Source organism: Streptomyces sp. NRRL F-5123 (genome assembly GCF_000721495.1).
In the GTDB taxonomy this organism is placed as follows: domain Bacteria; phylum Actinomycetota; class Actinomycetes; order Streptomycetales; family Streptomycetaceae; genus Actinacidiphila.
The window spans coordinates 1-19926 of the sequence record NZ_JOHY01000076.1 but is presented as its reverse complement, the minus strand read 5'-3'; the positions used below and the strand labels follow the sequence as shown (position 1 = coordinate 19926).

Sequence of the window (19926 nt, the reverse complement as noted above, 5' to 3'; positions counted from 1 at the left end):
GGGAATCCGCATAAAGTGGACACCGTGACGTCGTCGTGGTCGGCCCCCGTCGTGCGCTGGCTTCCCGGAGCGCTGCTGCTCGGCGGGTTGGTCTTCGACGCGGTCACGCCCGTGCAGTACACCGGCGACCCGTTCTTCGCCACCGCCTGCGTCCTCGCCGGGGCCACCCAGGGGCTCCGTGCCACCGTCGTGACCTGCCTGTTCGCCGTCGCCGCCATCGTCCTGCTGACGGTCGGCGAGGGCCAGATCGGCGACCACCGCGGCATCGCGAACGTCATCACCGTCGTGGTGGCCGTGGCCGTGGCCGTCGGCGTCAACCGCGCCCTGGAGCGCTACGGGCGGCGGCTGGCCACCGTCCGCGGCGTCTCCGAGGCCGCCCAGCGCGCCCTGATGCCCGCCCCGCCGACCCGTATCGGCCCGCTCGGCATCGCCGCCCGCTACGACGCGGCCGCCCACGAGGCGCGGATCGGCGGCGACGTCTACGCCGCCCAGGAGACCCCGTTCGGCATCCGCCTGCTCATCGGCGACGTGCGCGGCAAGGGCATGGGCGCGGTCGGCGCGGTGGCTGTGCTGCTCGGGGCCTTCCGCGAGGCGGCCGACGACGAGCCCGACCTGCTCCGGCTCGCCGACCGCCTCGACCGCGCACTCGACCGGCACAAGGAGCAGGGCGGCGACGAGACCCGGTTCGAGGGCTTCACGACCGGCCTGCTCGCCGAGTACACCCCCGACTGCGCCACCCTGCGCCTGGTCAACCGCGGCCACCCGCCGCCGTACCTCATCACCGCGGACGGCGAGGTCCGCACCCTGGAGCCCACCACCCCCGACCTGCCCTTCGGCATGCAGGGCCTGGGCGGCGTCCGTTCCGCCCCCGACGAGACGGACGTCCCGCGCGGCGCGACCCTGCTCCTCGTCACCGACGGCGTGACCGAATCCCGCGACCGCCACGGCACCTTCTACGACCCCGCCTCCCGCCTCCCCGCCCTCGGCCCCCTTCCCACCCCCCACGCCGTCGTCGACGCCCTGCGCGCGGACCTGGCCGTCTGGACCGCGCACAGCCCCAGCGACACGGACGACCGCGCGATGCTCGCGGTGCGCCGGGACTAGTTCAAACCGTTCAGGGCCTTGAGCCACTGCGCCAGGCCCACCAGCAGGCCGACCAGCACGACCAGGTCGATCAGCACGGCGGTGACGAGGACCCCGCCGCGGCCGCCCTGCCGGAGGAGGCGGGTGCCGAGCCGGAGGCCGTATCCGGCCATGGCGATCGAGCCGAGCAGGAGCAGGGAGTAGAGCAGCTCCCAGTGCGACGAGTCCGCGTTCACGAGGGCGTTGAAAGAGGCGTAGCACGCGAAGGCCTGGGGGAAGCCCAGCAGCAGCACCTTGCGCGTCCCGGCCGGGTTCAGGACGGGCGTCGGCGCGACGGTCACCGTGGCGCGCGGGGCGCGCGAGGCGGAGGCAGTGGCGCGTGGGGGAACGGCGGGCCTCGGCGGGGGCGCGGCGGGCTTGTGCGCAGGCGGCGGCGGCGGTGCGGGCGGCGTAGGCGGTGCGGGTACCGGGTCGGGGCGGACGGCTGCGGTCAGCCGGGCGGCGAACGCCGGGTCCGTGCGCAGCTCGTCGGCGAGGACGGACTCCACGATGCCCGCCGCCCCCTCACCCGGCTGCTGGTGGAAGCGGGCCAGCGCCGACGCCCCGAGGGCGCTGCCGCCCAGCCGCGCCCAGACCAGCTCCTGCACGGCCGTCCGCCGCTCCGCGGTGACCGGCGCGGTGCCGGTCACCACCCGCAGCGCCGCTGCCGCTAACGATGAAGGCTCCATGCCCTGTTTCCCCCCTGCGCCCCGGACCGTTCCGCGCAGGGTAGGGCCCGGCGCGGGGTGGTGAACAGGGCGCAGGGCTGCGGGGTCAGTGGTGGAAGGCGGTCGCCACCGAGCTGGGGCCGTGCAGCGGGTGCGGCTGCTTGTGCAGGGACGGCATCAGCTGCCGCAGGTCGTCCATCAGCAGGTCGGAGAGGTCCTCGGAGAAGCCGTTGCGGCACACGATCCGCAGCACGGCCAGGTCCTCCCGGTCCGCGGGGTAGGTGTACGCCGGGACGAGCCAGCCGTGCTGGCGCAGCCGCCGGGAGATGTCGAAGACGTCGAAGGACGTGACGTCCGGCGCGGTCGTGAACGCGAAGACCGGCAGCTGGTCGCCCCGCGTGACCAGCCGGAATTCCTCCAGCTCGGCGATCCGCGAGGACAGCGAGCCCGCGACGTCCCGGCTGGTCTGCTGCACCGCCCGGTAGCCCTCCCGTCCGAGCCGCAGGAAGGTGTAGTACTGCGCGACCACCTGCGCGCCGGGCCGCGAGAAGTTCAGCGCGAAGGTCGGCATGTCGCCGCCGAGGTAGTTGACGCGGAAGACCAGCTCCTCCGGCAGTGCGTCGGCGTCCCGCCACAGCGCCCAGCCGACGCCGGGGTAGACCAGCCCGTACTTGTGCCCCGAGGTGTTGATCGAGGCGACCCGCGGCAGCCGGAAGTCCCACACGAGGTCCTCGTCGAGGAAGGGTGCGATCATGGCGCCCGAGGCGCCGTCCACGTGCACGGGGATGTGCACTCCGGTGCGCTCCTCGTAGGCGTCGAGCGCCGCGCAGATCTCGGCGACCGGCTCGTACGACCCGTCGAACGTCGAGCCCAGGACGGCGACGACGCCGATCGTGTTCTCGTCGCACAGCGCGAGCGCGGAGTCCGCGTCCAGGTGCAGCCGGTCGCCGCTCATGGGCGCGAGGCGCGCCTCGACCTCCCAGAAGTTGCAGAACTTCTCCCAGCACACCTGGACGTTGGCGCCCATCACCAGGTTCGGCCGCGCCGACCCCGGGTAGCCCTTGGTGCGCTTGGTCCACCGCCGCTTCAGCGCCATGCCGGCGAGCATGCACGCCTCCGACGACCCGGTCGTCGAGCACCCGACGGCCGCCCCCGGGTCGGGCGCGTTCCACAGCGCGGCGAGCATCGACACGCACCGCCGCTCCAGCTCGGCCGTCCGCGGGTACTCGTCCTTGTCGATCATGTTCTTGTCGAAACATTCGGCCATCAGGACGTCGGCCTGCGGCTCCATCCACGTCGTCACGAAGGTCGCGAGGTTCAGCCGCGAGTTGCCGTCGAGCATCAGCTCGTCGTGCACGAGCTGGTAGGCGGCGTGCGGCGACATCGCCCCGTCGGCGAGCCGGTGCTTGGGCGGCGCCGACGCCATGCTGCCGACGGGGTCGGCGTCCCCGAGGAAGAAGGGGTTGACGGAGACGGGGCGGTCGGAGCCCGAGCCCTTGTGCAGTGACATGTTCGTCACGATACGTCCGGTTCTGCGGCTCCGCCGCCGGGTGCCCGGACCCGCGCGCGGACTCACTCCACCAGGCGGCGCAACTCCTCCGCGTTGGACCGCGTGACCTCCCACAGCGCGCGCTGCCGGTCGTGGACGTCCGCCACCGCCGCTTCGTGCCCGGCGAGGATCGCGCGGGACTTCTCCGCGAGGACGGCCCCGAGGTGCGGGTGGTGGACGGAGACGCCCCACTCGGGGCGGTCGATGTCCGCCAGGAAGTACGCCATCTTCGGGTGCGAGACGAGGCTGACGATCGGTGTGCCGCAGCCGAACGGGATCATTCCGGCGTGCCCGCGCATGCCGATGACCAGCCGGGTGCGGGCGTACGCGTCCGTGATCCGCAGGTTGTCGTAGTCGTACATCGGGACGACCGGCAGCGAGATGCCGTGCTCGCGCCGCAGGTCGAGGACGAACCGCTCGTCGGCCTGCGCGTGCGCCACGCACCGCACCTCGGCGTGCTCGCCGATGGCCCGTACGGCGGCGGCCGTCTCGGCGAGGAAGTGGCCGTAGTCGTGGCCGAAGCGCAGGCCCGCGCGGTCGTACGCGGCGTTCAGCAGGACGGTGTCCTCGCGCTCGGCCGGGTCGGTCCAGCCCGGGACGAGGTGCCGGGTCACGGTCGTCGGGCAGGGCTGGAAGCGGACCCGCTCGTGCAGATGGGCGGGCAGCATCGCCCGCACCTTCTCGATGGAGCCGTGGTTGCGCAGCCCGAAGAACGCCGACTTCTCCACGAGCGTGCGCAGCGCCTCCGCGAAGCGCCGGGCGCGGTAGGACTGGCCGTCGAAGGCGTTGAAGCCGACCGCGTAGACGATGACCGGCACGTCGATGCGGCGCAGCACGTCGTCGGGGACGTTCCACTGCCAGGCGCTGTTGCCGTTCGGTGCGGTGTCCGGGATGAAGAGCCCGCCGCCGCCGACGACCAGCGCCCGCCGGGAGTTCGCCTCCTTGAGCGCGGCCTCGTCGAAGAGCCGGTGCGCGTGGACGGCGTTCCAGCGGCGCGGCCCGGTGTCCGGCCCGAAGGCGAGCCGTACGGACTCGGGCAGCAGCTTGTCCCCGGCGTTGCCCTGGTGGGGCATGTAGAAGGCGACGTGCGTGAGCTGAGCCCCGGGCTCCGCGGGCTTCCCGGCCCCGCTGGGCTCCCCGGCCCCGCCCGGCTTCCCGGCCCCGCTGGGCTCGGCGGCCCCGCCCGGCTCCCCGGGCTGCCCCGGCCTCCCGGGCTTCCCGGCCCCGCCCGGCTCCCCGCCGCCTTCCGCCGCGCGGGACGCGGCGGTCCGCTGCCGCATCTCCTCGCAGGGCCCGTGCGTGGGGTCCGCGTCCAGGCCCGCGAGGGCGTGCCGGTGGGCCTCGGCGTCGTCGCCGAGCACCCACGCGATCTGCGCGAGCCGCGCGAAGGCCGGGGCGGCGTGGTCGGGCGCCGCGGTGGCGGCGAGCAGGTGCGTACGGGCCTCGGCGTAGCGGGACACGCTCATGAGCGCGTGCCCGTACACCTCGTGCGGCCAGGCGTCCCCGATCCCGAGCCGGACGGAGGCCATCGTGTCGACGGCCTCCTGGTAGCGACCCGCCCCGATGTGCGCCGCGGCCACCCGCCGCGCCGTCCCCACGTCCCCCGTGCGCCGCACGTACGGCTCCCCGAAGTGCACGAGCAGGTCCGGATGCGTCACGCCGGGCGCCTTGAGGTAGGCCTCCCGCACCTCCTCGGCGGAGGGCCCCGCCTCCACCTCGCTGAGGTGGGCGAGGCCGCCGCCGTCGATCTCGGCGAGTTCCAGCACGCTGCGTACGAGGCTGAGCGCCTCGTCGTCCGGGTGGGTCGTGCCTCGGAGGGGCGCGTGGGGGTGCCTCCCAGGCGAAACGCCGGGGGAGAACTGCGCGACCGGCCCACCACCGGCCGGTGGTCCGGTAAGGGCCGAACTGCCCCCTTGGGTCGGTGACGACCCGTGCCCCGGTCGGGTGCTGGGTAGCGCCGCCCGAAGCGACATCAGGTCCTCCCGCTGGAGGACCAGCGCGCCCGGTGCGGCGGTCGCCGCCGAGGCGGAGCGCAGCGCGAGGAGAGGGGCCAGCGGCCCGGTCACCACCGTGTCCGCGCAGAACGCGACGACGGAGTCGTAGTCGTCGACCTCGAGGACGGCGAGCAGCGGATGCGCCCCGACGACGGTGGGCCGCGGGACCACCCGCGGGTGGAGGGCGCGCACCTCCTGCCACGAGGCGTCCGGCAACACCGGATCGTGCAGCAGGACGAAGTCCTCGCACACCCCCGGATTGCTCAGCGCCAGGCTGCGCAGCAGCGCGAGGACCCCGGGCAGCCGCCGGGCGTCGGCGTACGCGGCGAAGGCGACCCGCCGCTTGCCGGTGATCGCGGCGGCGGAGTGGACGTCGGCGCGTTCCACGGAAGACGTGCTCATCTGAGCGAGATCACCGGTCCCCGGACGTGCTGGGCGCGGGCGAGGATCCACTCGCGCTCGCGCGTGTAGTCGGACGGCGTGGCGGTGGCCGGCGCCTCGGCGAGCCGGAAGGGCCCGGTCGTGAAGAAGTCGAAGCCGAAGAGGTCCAGCCGCGGGTTGACGTCGAGGAAGTCGAGGAGCCATACGGCCTCGAAGCCGCACGTGAGCCCCGCCGGCCAGGTGCCCGCGTCGAGGCCGCCGACGCCGCGCAGCGGCCTGCGCAGCGAGTCGTCGCCGGTGAAGTGCTGCGCCCCGGGCACCATCCGCTCGCGCAGGGCGTGCCGCCAGTCCGCGGGCTTGTCGGCGAGGACGAGCCGTGCGGTGACGGGGACGTCCCAGTTGTACGGGCTGCGGTGGTCGGTGACGTGGATGTCGGTGCGCCGCCCGGTGGCCTCGGGGTCGAGGCGGAAGGAGGTGAAGCGGAGGACCAGGTCGTACGCGTCGATCTCGGCGCCCAGCGAGGTCTCCGCGAGGGACTCGGAGTTGGCGACCAGGGCCACGGAGCGCCCGGCGACGAGGTTGCGGAATTCGCCGATGCGCAGGCGGGCGGTGCCGCCGAACAGCGGGTCGGGGAGCGGTGGGCGCAGGCGGGCGCGGCGGCGGTCGGCGTAGAGGGCGACGGCGGGGGCGAGCCGCGCGGTCTCCTCGGGCCCGGCGGCGGCCAGCCGGGTGTCGAGGTGCGCGGTGAGGGCGGCCTCGAAGGCGTCGAGGGGGCCGTCCGCGAGGGCGGTGACGTCCGCCGAGTCCGTGCCGTCGAGCGCGCGCAGCACGTCGGAGCGCCAGCGCCGGGCCGACCGGAGGGCGGCGAGACGGGCGGCGGCGTCCGCGGCGCCGGGAGACCCGGCGGGGGTGTGCTCCAGGTAGCCCTCGAACGCGGTGACGGCCCCGCCGAGATCCCCGGCGGCCTCCAGCGCGCGGCCCCGCAGCTGCCACGCGGCCCGCGACCCCTTCCGCCGGGCGAGCACGGCGTCGGCGGCGGTGAGCGCGAGGGCGGGCCGCCCGGCGCGGAGGGCGGCGGAGCCGAGGCCGAGCAGCGCGTCGGTGAGGTCGCCGCCCTGTGCGTCCCGCAGGGCGGCGACGGCGGCGTCCAGCGCGCCGCCCGCCGCGCCTTCCTCCTCGTAGAGCCGCAGGCAGTCCGCCGCGGTGGGGGCCCCGGCGCCGGTACGCGCACCGCTTCCGCCCGCGCCGCGGCCCGGCAGGGCGAGGCCGAGCAGGCGGCGCCCGAGGGTGGTCTTCGTCATGCTGCTCCAAGCGTCCACAGCCCCGGACGGGCCCGCGGGGTGGCCTGAAACATTAGGAGAGGGGGGCGTAAGCGCCCATGGTCGTGACGTGAACACACGGTGTCGGGCGGCGGAACATCGTCTTCTGACTGCCCGTCGGTAGGGCAAAGAGTGACGCGTGGGGTTTGCGGCCCGACCGGCCCCCACCGGGGGAAAGGCGATATGCCACGGCAAGTGGCAAGCCCCCGGGGCGCGCGGGGTGCCTCCCCGGCGAAGCTCTGGGGAGAGAACCGCGCGACGAGCCCACTACCGGCGGACGGTCGCGGGCCCCGCGCAAGAGGCACCCCTCGCCGCGCAAGGCTCCCCGCCCCGCGCAAAGCCGCGAGCCCCCGCCCGCGAGGGCTACCCGGCGAGGCCCGACTTCAGCGCACGGGTGAGCTTGACCACCCGCTCGGCCTGGACGCGCGCGGCGGTCAGCGTCTGCTCCCCGACGGGGATGTCGCCCTGCCCGGCGACGTGGGACGTCCCGTACGGGTTGCCGTCGACGAACTTCGTCGGGTCCGTGTAGCCGGGGGCCACGAGGATCCCGCCGAAGTGGTGGATCGTGTTGTAGAGCGCCAGGAGCGTCGACTCCTGGCCCCCGTGGGTCGTCGCGGAAGCGGTGAAGCCGCTGTAGACCTTGTCCGCGAGCTTGCCCGCCTGCCACTGCGGCCCGAGCATGTCCAGGAACTGCTTGAGCTGGCTCGTGACGTTCCCGAAGCGCGTCGGGGTCCCGAAGACCACCGCGTCCGCCCACTCCATGTCCGACGGCTCCGCCACCGGGATGCCCGCGGTGGCCTCGACGTTGGCCCGCCAGGCCGGGTTGGAGTCGATCGCGGCGTCGGGCGCGAGCTCGGTGACCCGGCGCAGCCGCACGTCCGCGCCGGACTTCTTCGCGGTGTCCGCGATGGTCTCGGCGATACGGGCCACGGTGCCGGTGGATGAGTAGTAGATGACGGCTACGTTGACGTCGGCCATGCCGGTGCCTCCTGGGACGAGGTGGTGTGACGGTAGACGACCCTACGGTCACCGTCCGCCCGCGGGTACCCGCCGCGCGCGCAGGGCGGGGAGTACGCGGCCCGCGGGGAAGGAGAGGCGGGCCACGGGGAGCACCCACGGCCCCCACACGCCCAGCCGGGCGGGCAGGTGCAGGCCCCGCTCCGCGGCCTCCGCGGTGACGGCGTCCAGCGCCTCGCCCAGCGCCCGCCACTGGCCGGCCCTCGCGGCGGACATCCCCGCGACCGCGTCGTTGCGCGCGTGCCCGCCCCCCGGGTCGGGACGCGGTACGAGGCCGGCCCGGAAGTCGTCCCACGTGCGGTCGGGCTCGGCGGCGGCCCGCCGGTGCAGGTGCAGGCACAGGTCGGGCCCGAGCGCGGGGTAGGCGACCAGCGCCGCGAGCAGCACCATTCCGGCGCGGTACGGGCGGTGGGGGCCGCCGTCCGCCTCCGCGGTCTCCGCGAGATCCGCCTCCCGGTGCGCGCGCCGCAGCGCGGTGAGCAGTCCGTAGCTGTTGGCGAGCCGCTTCACGCCCCGCGGGGTGCTCACCAGGCCCGGCGGCCCGAGCAGGTCGAGCAGCGCGAGTTCGTCCGCGTCGAGGGTGAGCGGATCCGTCCGCTCCACGACCCGCACGCTTTCCCCGTCGCCTGCGACGCCCGGCCCGGCGGCGGGCCTGCCGCCGTCCTCGCCGTCCGGAGGTTCAGCGGCCGTGTCCCGCTCGTCGTCCGCGGGGGAGCCCCCGTCGTCCCGCACCGGGCCGGCGGGGTTCGGTGTCCCGCCCGGCCCGCCCGGCCCGCCCGGATCCGCGACCGGATCGCCGACGGGACCGGCGGTGACGTCGAGCACGTCGCGGTAGTGCGCCGCTATCGCTCGCAGCAGCCACCGCGGGTCGATCGCGACCACGACCACGAACAGCTCCACCGCCAGCAGCAGGTGGATCGCCTCCAGCATCTCGATCACGCGCGCGGGCGGGCAGCGGTCGAGGTCGTCGATGTAGAGGACGATCCGGTCGATACGGGGGAGCGGGTCCGCCGCCTCGTCCGTGTCGGCGACCCGGTCACCGTCATGCCCCGGGAAGAGCGGTTCCGCGGCCGCTCGGGCCAGCAGCGCCGCCATCCGCTCGAAATCCTCCCGGATCTGCGTCATGACGCCGAGCTGGCTGCGGTAGTCGCCGGTGGCGGCCCGGTCACCGATGAGTCCGGCGAGCTGGCCGGCGGCGGTGAGATTCTGCAACTCGCGCTCCAGCGCCCCGACTTCCGCACGGGCGACCTCGACCGCGTTCTCCAGCCGCGCCCGCTGCCCCTCGGCGAACCCGCGGGCCTCCGCGAGCAGTTCCCGCGCGCGCCGCACCCCCGTGCGTACGCCCGGTATCGCCGCGTAGAGCGCGCCCGCCCAGGCCAGGAGCGCCGCCCCGCCGCCCAGCCCGACGAGCCCGGCGGCGAGGGCCGGACCGTACGTGGTGAGCGCCGCCGTTCCCGCGGCGGCGACGGCGACACCGGCGGCGAGCGCCAGGGACTGCCGGATCGGAAGGCTGCGCACGTACGCGCCGACCAGGAAGCGCAAGCGGCTCGTACCGGACCGGCGGCTGGTGGCCCGGCGGTAGGTGCGCCACGCCCGGCCGTATCCGGCGGCGCCTGTCGCCAGCAACTCTCTCTGGTCCGCCGGTAGTTCGCGGAAGCGTCCGCGCCGCCGCAGCGCCCGCTCCAGCCGGTCCCGGCGGTCGCGGGCGGCGGAGAGGCGCGGCCGGTAGCGGCGCTGGGTGACGAGCTCGGCGGTGAGCCGCGACATGCTGCGCTGCGCCCGTCCCGCGTCGTCCTCCCCGGCGGGTGCGGCGAGTTGGGCGAACATCTCGGCGACCAGGCTGGCCCACAGCCCCGTCTCGGCGTAGTGCCAGGCGTTGAAGCGGATCTGCCGCACCGCGCGGTGGGCCAGCGGGTCACCCGCGCGGGACACGAGGTCCACCTGCTGCTCGACCAGCCTCAGGAAGTGGCTCTTGCCCTCGCCCCAGTCGCCGAACAGCCCCACCGCGAGCGGCGGCCGGGCCGAACGCGCGGTGACCAGGTCGGCGAGCGCGCGGGCGTCGTCGGCGCGCGCCAGCTCGTCGACGCCCGCGGGGGCGTCCGAGCGGTAGGCGGGCAGCCGCGGCACCGGCCGGTCCTCGACGACCTCCCACAGATGTACGGCACCGTCGGAGCTTCCGGTCGCCAGGAGCAGGCGTTCGCCGGTGTGCACCCAACTCATCGTCTCTATGGCCCTGTTGCGAATGACGCTGGGTTCGTCGATCCCGACGAGGCGATCGTGTGCGAGCTGCCAGAGCCGCACGGTCCCCGCCTTGCTGCCGGTGGCCATGAGGCGGTGCTCGCCGACGCGCACCCAGGAAGCCAGCCGGGCACCGACGGCGACCTCGCCGAGCGGGGTGAGCGGGCCGGAGCCGGAGCCGGATGCGGCGCCGGATTCGGATTCGGCCGTCTTCCACAGCCGCCCGGTGCCGTCCCAGTGTCCGGTGGCCAGAAAGTGGTGCTCGCCGGTGTGAGTCCAGGCCACCGAACTCACCCCGGTGCCACGGGAGGCGAGGACCGGGAGCAGCGGGATGAGCCCGGAGTCGCCGAACTCCCACAGCGGGAGCTGCCCGTCGTGGCTTCCGGCGGCCAGCAGATGCCGCCCGCCGGAGTGCGTCCAGGCCAGTGACTGCACCGAGGGGCCGCCCCGGACGGGGCCGCCGAGCGGAGCGAGGTGGGCGCCGGAGAGCCCCCACAGCCGTACGGATCCCGCGTTGTTGCCGGTGGCCAGCACGTGGCGTCTCGCGATGCGTGTCCAGGCCACCTGGAGCAACGACCCGCTTCTGGCCGTGGGTTCGCCGACGGGGCGGAGCCCGCCGCGGTCGACCCTCCAGAGCCGTACGGTCCCGTCGTGGCCGCCCGTGGCGAGCAGCGGGTGGCCGTCCACATGCGTACAGCTCATCGACAGCGTCCCACTCTGTTCGGAGGGAACGGGTGCGCCCAGCGGGACGAGGCGGCCGCCGTCGACCTCCCACAGCTGCAGCGTTCCGGAGAGCGAGCCGGTGGCCAGCACGGGGCGTGCGCCGTCGTACATCCAGGCCAACGACCTGACCCAGCCATCGTCGCTGACGGCGGGCTCGCCGTACGGGACGAGTCGGAAGATGGGGCGGTCCGGTGCAGGCGTGGTGTCCGTCACCGTCCGATGATGCTACGGAGACCCGCACCCCGTGGCGTGTTCCGCGGGTACGGCCGTGCGGGCGTGGGCAGTTCACCACCGGCGCGCGCGACGCCCGGCAGAGCCCGTACGGCTCAGGCCCCGGCCCCGACGCCCGGCGGGGTCGCGGCCCGCGGGCGCAGGACCATGTGCGCGCCCTCCACGGCGGCGACCATGGCGAAGGGGAAGCGGTCGAGTTCGAGGCAGAGCCCGACGTCCTCGGGGCGGGACCCCTCCCGCACGCCTTCCGCCAACTCGGCGGCGGCGCGCGACCCCGCCGCCCGCCGCAGGTACGCGCCCGCGTCCGCCCCGCCCGAGCCGTCCGCCCGCCCGGCGATGTACTGGGCGCACGCCAGGTCCTCCTCGGCCCGCCCGTCCTCGCCCGTGACCACGTACGTGACGCTCTCGGCCCCACGCTCCCGAAGGAGTTGGGCGGTCGCCTCCGCCACGACGAAGCTCGCGCACAGCACGAGCGACGCTTCCTTGACGGCCAGCGCGCCGACCGTCCCGGACGTGGTCTTCTGCACGACCGTCCGCCCGCCCAGGTCCACGTCCCGCAGCAGGTACGGCGAGTTGACGGCGTCGAACCCCGGCGCGGTCGCCCCGTCCTTGAGCGCCACCCACTCCGGGTGCCGCTGCTTGAGCGCGAGCGCCTCGTCCAGCGACCCGGCGAGCACGACCTTCTCCGCCCCCCGGTCGAAGACCCACGCCGCCGTCGTGAAGGCCCGCATGACGTCGATGACGACGGCGACGGCGGGGGTGCCGTCGAGTTCGGCTATACCGAGGAATCGGGAGTCCATCCGGCCATGATCGCCCACGCCCGATCCGCCCCGCACCTGCGTTTTCCGGCCCCTCGGACACGCGTCCGCCGCCCGGACCGCGGGGTTCCGGGCGGCGGACGGGGTACGGGTGGTTACGCGGTCGGGACGTCCTGGGCGGCGGCGAAGGCGGCGAAGGCCGCCCATGCGGCGGGGCTGAACGTGAGGGCGGGGCCCTCGGGGTCCTTGGAGTCCCGTACGTGGATCGCACCGGGGTGCGCAGCGACCTCGACGCAGTCGCCGCCCTCGCTGGCGCTGTGGCTGGACTTCTGCCAGTGGTAAGCGACCTCGACGCAGTCGCCCGCGTCGCTGCCGCTGTAACTGGACTTGAACCACTTCAGAGACTCGGTCATTACTCTCCTAGCATCTGGTCCAACAGGCCCTTCGTTTCTTGGGTGTTGAGGGCCTGCGTCCGCAGCATCGCATACCTCTGGGCCAGAATGCTGACGTCTTCCGGGTCGCGGATGAGGCGACTGGTGCGCTGCGTTTCAGTGTAGGCGAGGTGTTCATGCTTCGGTGTTTCGAGGAGTACGAACGGCCCGTCCAGAGCCGCATGGGTGGTGACCCCGACCGGCAGAATTTGGAGGGTGAGGCCCGGCATATCAGCGCAGTTGCGAAGGTGCCGGATTTGGTGGCGATGGACCTCCGTGCCACCGATGCGGTCCCGAAGGGGCGCTTCGGACAGGACGAAACTCAAGGATGGCGGCACCCGGCGTTGCAGGATCTCCTGCCGTTCGAGCCGGGCCGCGACCTGCCGGGTGACTTCGTCGGGGTCGTGGAGCGGCACGCGGTTGCCGAAGACCGAACGCATGTATGCCTCTGTCTGGAGCAGGCCGGGCAGGACATGGGTCTGGTACGACGAGATTGAGATCGCGGTCTTCTCCACGTCGACGAACGCCAGAGCCCACAGGGCAATGGCACCTTGGTCGTCCGGCAGGTGTTCCACACCCACCTCCAGCACGCCGTTTGTGCGTAGCAGCACGTCGAGCTGCTGGGCCAGATCCATCGTCAGCGGGCGGCGGCCCTGCTCGATGGACTCCAGCTTGCCCGTGCTGATGACCAGGATCTCGGCCAGTTGGACCTGCGTGTAGCCTGCCGCGATGCGCGCCTGTGCTAATTGGGCGCCCAACATTTCGAACGGAGTTGCGTTCTTCTTCGCCGCCCGTCGCTTCCGCGGAGTTGCTGCTGCCATGGCTATGGATTACCCCACATCCACTCTCCGTGTATCGCCGCTAACTCGTACACCGTAAATGTACGGGTTACAGCTATGGAAGAGGGCGATCACCCTGCGCGACCCTGAGGGTCATGAGCGATGAGGCACAACAGGCCGCTGTGCGGGAGCAGTTCTACCGTCGCGAGCGGCGTTCGATTCCCGCCGCGCGGGAGTTCACGAGTGAGGCGCTGGCGGCGTGGGGGTGCGCGGCGGGTCGGGCCGACGACGTACTGCTCTGCGTCAGCGAGCTGACGACCAACGCGCTGCTGCACGGGGTGCCGCCCGGGCGCGGGTTTCTGCTCCAACTGAGCTGCGGGGAGGGCGGGGTGCTGCGGGTGGAGGTGCACGACAGCGGCGACCCCTGGCCCGCCGACGTCCTGACGACGGAGGACCGGCCGCAGGTGGCGCCCGACGACGAGAACGGGCGCGGGCTGGCGCTCGTCGGGGCGCTGGCCGACAAGTGGGACGTCATGGACCGGAAGCCGGGCAAGATCGTGTGGTGCGAGTTCGCCCCCGCGCGTGGTTTCCGGCTGAGGCCGCCCGCCGGGCCTAGGCTCGCGCCATGACGACATGCGAGGAATGCGGGTTTGTGTACGACCTCGGGACCCCTGAGGTCTTCGCCGGGCAGGTACGGACCGCCGCCGAGGCCTACGTGGAGCCGCTGCTCACCACCCCGGGGGAGGCGCTGCGGAGGCGGCCCGCGCCGGAGACGTGGTCGCCGCTCGAATACGCCTGCCACGTACGGGACGTGCTGCTCGTCCAGCGCGAGCGCGTCCTGCTCGCGCGGCGGACGGAGACGCCGGTGGCCGAGCCGATGGGGCGGGACGAGCGCGTGGAGCACGACGGGTACGCCGAGCAGGACCCCGCCGACGTGGCGCGGCAACTCCTCGATGCGGCCCGGCTTTTCGCCCACACCCTCGACCGACTCGGGCCCGGCGACTGGGACCGCACGCTCGTCTACACCTACCCCGAGCGCGCGGAGTGCCTGCTGCGCTGGCTCGCCGCGCACACCCTGCACGAGGTGCGCCACCACTTCCAGGATCTCGCGCGCCAACTCCCCGCCGGGGAGCCGGTGCGGGGCTGAGTCCCGCACCGGCTCGCGCGGGCCGTCAGGACGGGAGGTTCCAGCGGGCGACGTTCTTGCCCTCCCCCTGGAGGAGCCGGTCCATCTGGTAGGTCACGGCGACGATCTTCGCGTCCTCGGGAACGTTGAGGACGACCCAGCCGGTGACCTTGTTGCCGGGGGTGAGGATGATCGTCAGGGGGAGGGAGTCGCCGTCGGTGGGGATGCCGGGCACGGCGGTGTACATCTTCCCGTTCGAGTCGACGACCCGGGTGCCCATGTTGCCGGGGTCGTCGTACGTGACCTGGCCGGTGTTGAGGATCGAGAACTCCGCGGCGACCAGACGGTATCCGGGCGGGGCGGCGAAGGCGCCCAGCGACGGCTTGGCGTGGTCGTTGTACTTGAGCAGCGTGACGTCGGCCCCGGAGGTGCCGAGGCCCTCCGCCCCGATCAGCGAGAGCGTGTCGCCGACGTTCGCCCCGGGCGGCGCGGTGCTGCTGGGCGTGGCGTCCGGTGTCTGCTCCCCGCCGGACGTCGCGGCCGTCGAGGTTCCGGCGCTCGTCGTGGACGGCGCGGCCTTGTCCCCGCCGTCCCCGTCCGACCCCCCGCACGCCACGAGCGCGGCGGAGAGGACGACTGCGGCGGCGGCGGACGCGATGGTGCGGTTGCGGTTCATGGACTTCCCCCGGGCGTGGTGCGAGCTGACGGTGTGACAGGGAAATCCTGACGGCGGTGAGTCTGTGGGAAGCCTGTGTTCCGTAACCAAACGGAACCAGTCCGCCCGGATGCGATACCGCCCGGCCCGGCCGCCGGACAGGAGCGCCGCCCCCGCACCGCCCGGCGGGCCGTCCGGATGAGCGGCTCCGCGAGCCGCGAGAGGAGCGCCGGGGAGAGTATCGGCTGCGAAAGTATCGCGATCGGAACCATTCGCTGGGCCGCATCAAGGAGCGGTGGACCAGCTGGCGCGGGCGCTCGGTCGAGCCCCTGGTCCGGGAGTCGCTCGCCCGACTGCTGCCGGACGGGTCACTGCCCGCCGCCCCGGCGATCGGGGGCTACTGGACCCGCGGCAACGACGTCGAATCGACCTGGTGGGCGCCGACCGGCAACCCGTGGCCAGGACCCTGCGGGCCCGGGGAACTGCTCGCGGCATGGCGGGAGGGGTGACGGGCGGGTCCCGGGAGGGGGCCGGGTCCCGCCCGGTGGGGGGCTATTCCAGGCGCGGTGCCCGGGTCGGGGCCGGGCAGATGCGCTGCCCGGTGTTGTCGAAGACGTAGAGGTGGGCCAGGTCGACCAGGAGCGGGACGCGGTCGCCGCGGCGCAGCCGGACGTCGGGGCCGGTCCGTACGACGAGGTCGCCGGTCTGCGTCTCGGGGGTCGACGGGCGGTCGATGACCGACACCGGGGACGACCCGGACGCGTGTGCGCCCCCGGACGGCTCGCGGTCCGTGACGCCGGCCTGGAGCCGCCGCGCCGCCTTCTGGGCGAGCTTGCCGAGCCCTGTGCCGCCCGCCGCCGCTCCCCGGCGGGAGCCGTTCTTCGCGGCCTCCGGGCGCGGCGCCTCCAGCTCGGGCACGATCGCCGGGCGAGACCCCGTGTTGAGGTGCACCAGCGACTCGTGGCCCTGGTACTCGACGTGCTCGACGATCCCGGACAGCACGACCTCGCCCGGCTGTGCCAGGCTCGGCTGCGCGATCCGCACCGCCTCCGACCGCAGCCCGACGATGATGTTGCGGCCCTGCTGGATGCGCAGCATCTGGTGGTCGTAGTTCAGCGGCTCGGGAAGGCCCAGGCGCTGCCGCCCGAAGTCGATCCACATCCCGCCGGTGAGCGGCGCGAGCACGGTCGCCTGGAGCAGGTTGATCCGCGGGGTGCCGACGAACGCGGCGACGAAGACGTTCTCCGGCAGGTGGTAGGCCAGCCGGGGCGTCGAGACCTGCTGGAGCACGCCGCTGCGCATGATCGCGACCCGGTCGCCGAGCGACATCGCCTCGGCCTGGTCGTGCGTGACGTACACCGTCGTGACGCCCATGCCGTGCGTGAGCCGGGCGATCTCCGCGCGCAGGTGCGAGCGCAGCTTCGCGTCGAGGTTGGACAGCGGCTCGTCCATCAGGAAGACCGAGGGGTGCCGGGAGATCGCCCGGCCCATCGCGACGCGCTGCCGCTCGCCGCCGGACAGCTGCCCGGGGAAGCGGTCCAGGATCTCCTCGATGCCCAGCGTGCGGGCGGTCTCGTCGATCCGCGGCCCGTGATCCTCGCCCGGCATCTCGAAGCGCAGCGGGAAGCCGATGTTCTCCCGGCTGGTCATGCTCGGGTAGAGCGCGAAGTTCTGGAAGACCATCGCCATCTTGCGGTCGCCCGGGGCGAGGTCGTTGGAGTATTCGCCGTCGAGCAGCAGCTCGCCGGTGGTGATGTCCTCAAGACCGGCGATCATCCGCAGGACCGTCGACTTGCCGCAGCCCGACGGCCCGAGGAGCACCAGGAACTCGCCCGGGGCGATGTCCAGCGAGAACCGGTCCACGGCTGGCGACGGCTCTTTCGGGTAGTACTTGGAAACTTCGTGCAGGGTGATGGCGCGAGTCATAACGGGAGCCGCCAGGTGGTTCGGACGCGGTGACGGGACACGTGGGGGGGAGGGAGATGCAGGAGCCGCCTGTGCGGCGCTCGCTGTGTGAGGTGCATGTGATGAATGTGACGTGGAGTGCCAGAGGTGCGTGGGATGCCCGGGGTGCGGGGAGTGCTTGGTGGGATTGATGCGCTTGTGGCGCTTGTGATCCGAGGGGTAAGACTTGCCGGACTTGCGGTGGTGCGGGGGTGACGCTGCGGAGAAGGTAGTCCACCGCGCACCGGTTGCGGAACGTTTGTGTCAACACTCCATTGATACTTTTGGAGCGTGACGAACCTCGCGCTCGGTCCGAGCTGGCTCTCTCCCGACCACTTGATCAACACATACGGCCTGTGGGGCGTACTGCTGATCGTGTTCGCGGAGTCCGGCCTGCTGATCGGATTCTTCCTGCCCGGCGACTCGCTGCTGTTCACCACCGGACTCCTGGTGGCGGGCGGGACCCTGCACCGCCCGCTGGGCCTGGTCGCCGTGCTGATCGCGCTGGCTGCCGTGGCCGGGCAGCAGGTCGGCTACTGGTTCGGGCGCAAGGTCGGGCCCTCGCTCTTCCGGCGACCCGACTCCCGGCTGTTCAAGATGGAGAACATCGAGAAGGCTCACGGCTTTTTCGAGCACCACGGCTCGAAAGCGATCGTGATGGCGTGCTTCGTTCCGGTGGTCCGGACCTTTACGCCGATCGTCGCAGGCGTCAGCCGAATGAACTACCGCACCTTTGCCACCTTCAATGTCATCGGCGGCTGCCTGTGGGGCGCGGGCGTGACCCTGCTGGGCTACTGGCTCGGGCAGATCGATTTCGTCAAGAACAACATCGAGGCGATCCTCGTCCTCGTCGTGCTCATCTCCGTGGTCCCGCTCGGAATCGAATACCTGCGGGCGCGGCGCAAGGGCCAGTCAGCGGCCCCGGCGGGCGACTCCGGCGACCTGGCCGGCGCCGCCCCGCGCGCCGGCGGACGCCACCGCGCGCAGAAGGGCTGAGGCAGCCGTGACGGGCCCGCGCCCCGGGGGCGACGACGCTCCGGACGCGGGCCCGCGCGCGTCCGCCGAGCCGCGCCCGTACCGCCTCCCCGGCACGGCGGGCCCGGCCTTCACGCCGCCCGGGGGGCCGGGCTCGGCCTTCACGCCGCCCGGGACGGCGGGCTCGGCGGGCTCGGCCTTCACCCCGCCCGAGGGCATCCCCGTCATCGCCCTGCCGCCGGACGACGCCCGGTGGCAGGACCGCATGCGGACCATGGTCCGGCTCTCCGTCACCGAGCGCCCCGTCCCCGAGTACCTGCTCGCCCGCCAGGAGTCCGGGCACGCCCTGTCCGTGCCGCGCGTCCTCGACCTCACCCTCCGCATCGGCGAGCTGCTGCTCGCGGGCGGCGAGGGCGCGGAGGACGTCGAGGCGGCGATGCTCGGGGTCGCCTACGCGTACGGGCTCGTACGGGTCGAGCCCAACGTCACCTTCACCCTCCTCGGCATCTCCTACCAGCCCTCCCTCACCGAGCCGCCGCTCAGCAGCACCCGCACGGTGCGCCGCCGCGGCACGGACTACACCCGGCTCGCCGCCGTCTACCACCTCGTCGACGACATCACCGCCGGGGACGCCACGCCGGAGGACGCCTACCGGCGGCTCGCCGACATCCGCCGAAACCGGCACCCGTACAGCAGCTGGTTCCTCACCGGCGCCGCCGGGCTGCTCGCGGGCGCGGCGAGCCTGCTCGTCGGCGGCAATCTGATCATCTTCCTCGCGGCCGCGCTCGCCGCGATGGTCGGCGACCGGCTCGCCTGGCTGCTCGCCGGGCGCGGGCTGCCCGAGTTCTACCAGTTCGCGGCGGCGTCGATGCCCGCGGCGGCGATGGGGGTGCTCGTCGACCGCGCGCACTGGATCCCCGGAACGTCCGGGGTCCAGTCCTCCGCCGTCATCACCGGCGGGCTCTTCGCGCTGCTGCCCGGCCGCGCGCTGGTCGCCGCCGTCCAGGACGGCCTCACCGGCTTCTACATCACCGCGTCCGCGCGCCTGCTGGAGGTCATCTACCTCGTCGTCGGCATCGTCATCGGCGTCACCCTCGTCCTCTACGCGGGCGTCCGCTTCGGCGTCACGCTCAACCCGGACCAGGCGCTGCGCGCGTACGACCAGCCGTGGGTCCAGCTCATCGCCGCGATGGTGCTGACGCTGGCCTTCGCGGTGCTGCTGCAGTGCGAGCGGGGGGTGCTCGTGCTCGCCACCCTCAACGGGGGAGTCGCCTGGACGGTCTACGGCGTCCTGCACTTCCAGGCGGGCGGCAACCAGGTCGCCGCGACCGCCGCGGCCGCCGGGCTCGTCGGACTCTTCGGCCAGCTCATGGCCCGCTACCGCTACGTCTCCGTACTCCCGTACGTGACCGCGGCGATCGGCCCCCTCCTCCCCGGCTCCGCCACCTACTTCGGCCTCCTCGCCGTGACCCAGGGCCACGCGTCCGCCGGCGCGACCCAGCTCACACGGGCGGCCGCCCTCGCCCTGGCCCTCGCGATCGGCGTCAACCTCGGCAACGAGGTCGCCCGCCTCGCCCTCCCGACCCCGGGCCCTTCGGCCCCCCGCCTCGCGGCGAAGCGCACCCGCGGGTTCTGAGGCCCCCGCCCCCCGCCGGGCCCCCGGCCCGTGCCCGGACCTCCCCGCCCGTGGGGGTGCCCGCGCCTGCGGCGCGGGGCGTTTTCCCACCCCCACCACCCGTGCAGGTGGGACGTCGGCTGACGGTCTTCTCGTGGGGCGCATTCGCCGTCGGGGTCGAACCGCAGTCCCTCGCACACTCACCCCCACCGGCGGGCAGCCGCCGACGAGACGCCGGGAGGGGGACGATCCGGGGGTGCCCCCGCAGGAATGCGCTTCCCAGCGCGGCACCAACTCCGGAAGAGGGCGAACGCGCATTCCGAGGAGGTACCCCCGGAGTGGCCCCCGACCCCACCCACCGAAGCAGAAGCGCGATGCCCCGCCGGGCAACACCAGGGGCG

Annotated in this window: 16 protein-coding genes and 1 pseudogene; 6 read left to right on the top strand and 11 right to left on the bottom strand. The window is 73.6% G+C overall.

Annotated features, from left to right (window positions below):
* Positions 1–24: 24 nt before the first annotated feature.
* Entirely contained in the window at positions 25–1104 is a 1080-nt protein-coding gene (locus tag IH54_RS0135690) for a PP2C family protein-serine/threonine phosphatase (RefSeq protein ID WP_234344201.1), read from the top strand.
* Here the strand turns inward: IH54_RS0135690 and IH54_RS0135685 are convergent.
* From IH54_RS0135685 to IH54_RS0135645, 9 genes are all read right to left on the bottom strand, one after another.
* Complete coding sequence (locus IH54_RS0135685) at positions 1101–1811, bottom strand: hypothetical protein (protein WP_159012273.1); 711 nt, start codon at positions 1809–1811, stop codon at positions 1101–1103. The genes IH54_RS0135690 and IH54_RS0135685 overlap by 4 nt on opposite strands.
* 85 nt (positions 1812–1896) lie before the next feature.
* The gene (locus IH54_RS0135680; protein WP_031525144.1) at positions 1897–3300 is read right to left on the bottom strand and encodes a glutamate decarboxylase; all 1404 of its coding nucleotides are present in this window, start codon (positions 3298–3300) and stop codon (positions 1897–1899) included.
* 62 nt (positions 3301–3362) lie between these two features.
* Complete coding sequence (locus tag IH54_RS44015; protein ID WP_031525142.1) at positions 3363–5735, bottom strand: polysaccharide pyruvyl transferase family protein; 2373 nt, start codon at positions 5733–5735, stop codon at positions 3363–3365.
* A complete protein-coding gene (locus IH54_RS45010; protein WP_052398231.1) occupies positions 5732–7015 on the bottom strand; it encodes a glycosyltransferase family 29 protein in 1284 nt (427 codons plus the stop codon). Before IH54_RS45010 ends, IH54_RS44015 begins: the two co-directional genes overlap by 4 nt.
* 381 nt (positions 7016–7396) lie before the next feature.
* The gene (gene wrbA, locus IH54_RS0135665) at positions 7397–8011 is read right to left on the bottom strand and encodes an NAD(P)H:quinone oxidoreductase (RefSeq protein WP_031525137.1); all 615 of its coding nucleotides are present in this window, start codon (positions 8009–8011) and stop codon (positions 7397–7399) included.
* 48 nt (positions 8012–8059) lie between these two features.
* Positions 8060–11224: a WD40 repeat domain-containing protein gene (locus IH54_RS0135660; RefSeq protein WP_159012271.1), complete on the bottom strand. Its 3165-nt coding sequence runs from the start codon at positions 11222–11224 to the stop codon at positions 8060–8062.
* A 113-nt stretch (positions 11225–11337) separates the two neighbouring features.
* Positions 11338–12042, bottom strand: coding sequence for a 2-phosphosulfolactate phosphatase (locus IH54_RS0135655; protein ID WP_043183218.1), 705 nt, complete (start codon positions 12040–12042; stop codon positions 11338–11340).
* A gap of 113 nt (positions 12043–12155) precedes the next feature.
* Positions 12156–12413 (bottom strand): DUF397 domain-containing protein, encoded by a 258-nt coding sequence (locus IH54_RS0135650; protein ID WP_031525131.1) that lies wholly within the window; start codon positions 12411–12413, stop codon positions 12156–12158.
* Positions 12413–13252: a helix-turn-helix domain-containing protein gene (locus IH54_RS0135645; protein ID WP_031525129.1), complete on the bottom strand. Its 840-nt coding sequence runs from the start codon at positions 13250–13252 to the stop codon at positions 12413–12415. The genes IH54_RS0135650 and IH54_RS0135645 overlap by 1 nt, the downstream gene beginning before the upstream one ends.
* Positions 13253–13365: 113 nt before the next feature.
* Here IH54_RS0135645 and IH54_RS0135640 point away from each other — a divergent pair, with 113 nt between their 5' ends.
* Both IH54_RS0135640 and IH54_RS0135635 read left to right on the top strand, forming a co-directional pair.
* Positions 13366–13839, top strand: a complete 474-nt coding sequence (locus tag IH54_RS0135640; RefSeq protein ID WP_031525126.1) for an ATP-binding protein — start codon at positions 13366–13368, stop codon at positions 13837–13839.
* Positions 13836–14357 carry a DinB family protein gene (locus IH54_RS0135635; protein WP_043183217.1) on the top strand — a complete coding sequence of 174 codons (522 nt, stop codon included), beginning with the start codon at positions 13836–13838 and terminating at the stop codon, positions 14355–14357. Before IH54_RS0135640 ends, IH54_RS0135635 begins: the two co-directional genes overlap by 4 nt.
* A gap of 25 nt (positions 14358–14382) precedes the next feature.
* Here IH54_RS0135635 and IH54_RS0135630 read toward each other — a convergent pair whose 3' ends face one another.
* Positions 14383–15012 carry a hypothetical protein gene (locus IH54_RS0135630; RefSeq protein ID WP_031525122.1) on the bottom strand — a complete coding sequence of 210 codons (630 nt, stop codon included), beginning with the start codon at positions 15010–15012 and terminating at the stop codon, positions 14383–14385.
* Between the two features lie 251 nt (positions 15013–15263).
* On the opposite strand from IH54_RS0135630, the pseudogene IH54_RS47390 reads away from it, so the two are divergent.
* Positions 15264–15481, top strand: a pseudogene (locus IH54_RS47390) (DUF234 domain-containing protein); the annotation flags it as partial.
* Between the two features lie 62 nt (positions 15482–15543).
* Here IH54_RS47390 and IH54_RS0135625 read toward each other — a convergent pair.
* Positions 15544–16917, bottom strand: coding sequence for an ABC transporter ATP-binding protein (locus IH54_RS0135625; protein WP_031525119.1), 1374 nt, complete (start codon positions 16915–16917; stop codon positions 15544–15546).
* 309 nt (positions 16918–17226) lie between these two features.
* Between IH54_RS0135625 and IH54_RS0135620 the strand changes: the two genes are divergently transcribed.
* Positions 17227–17931: a DedA family protein gene (locus IH54_RS0135620; RefSeq protein ID WP_031525117.1), complete on the top strand. Its 705-nt coding sequence runs from the start codon at positions 17227–17229 to the stop codon at positions 17929–17931.
* 7 nt (positions 17932–17938) lie between these two features.
* Complete coding sequence (locus IH54_RS0135615) at positions 17939–19546, top strand: threonine/serine ThrE exporter family protein (RefSeq protein WP_078862772.1); 1608 nt, start codon at positions 17939–17941, stop codon at positions 19544–19546.
* Positions 19547–19926: the final 380 nt, after the last annotated feature.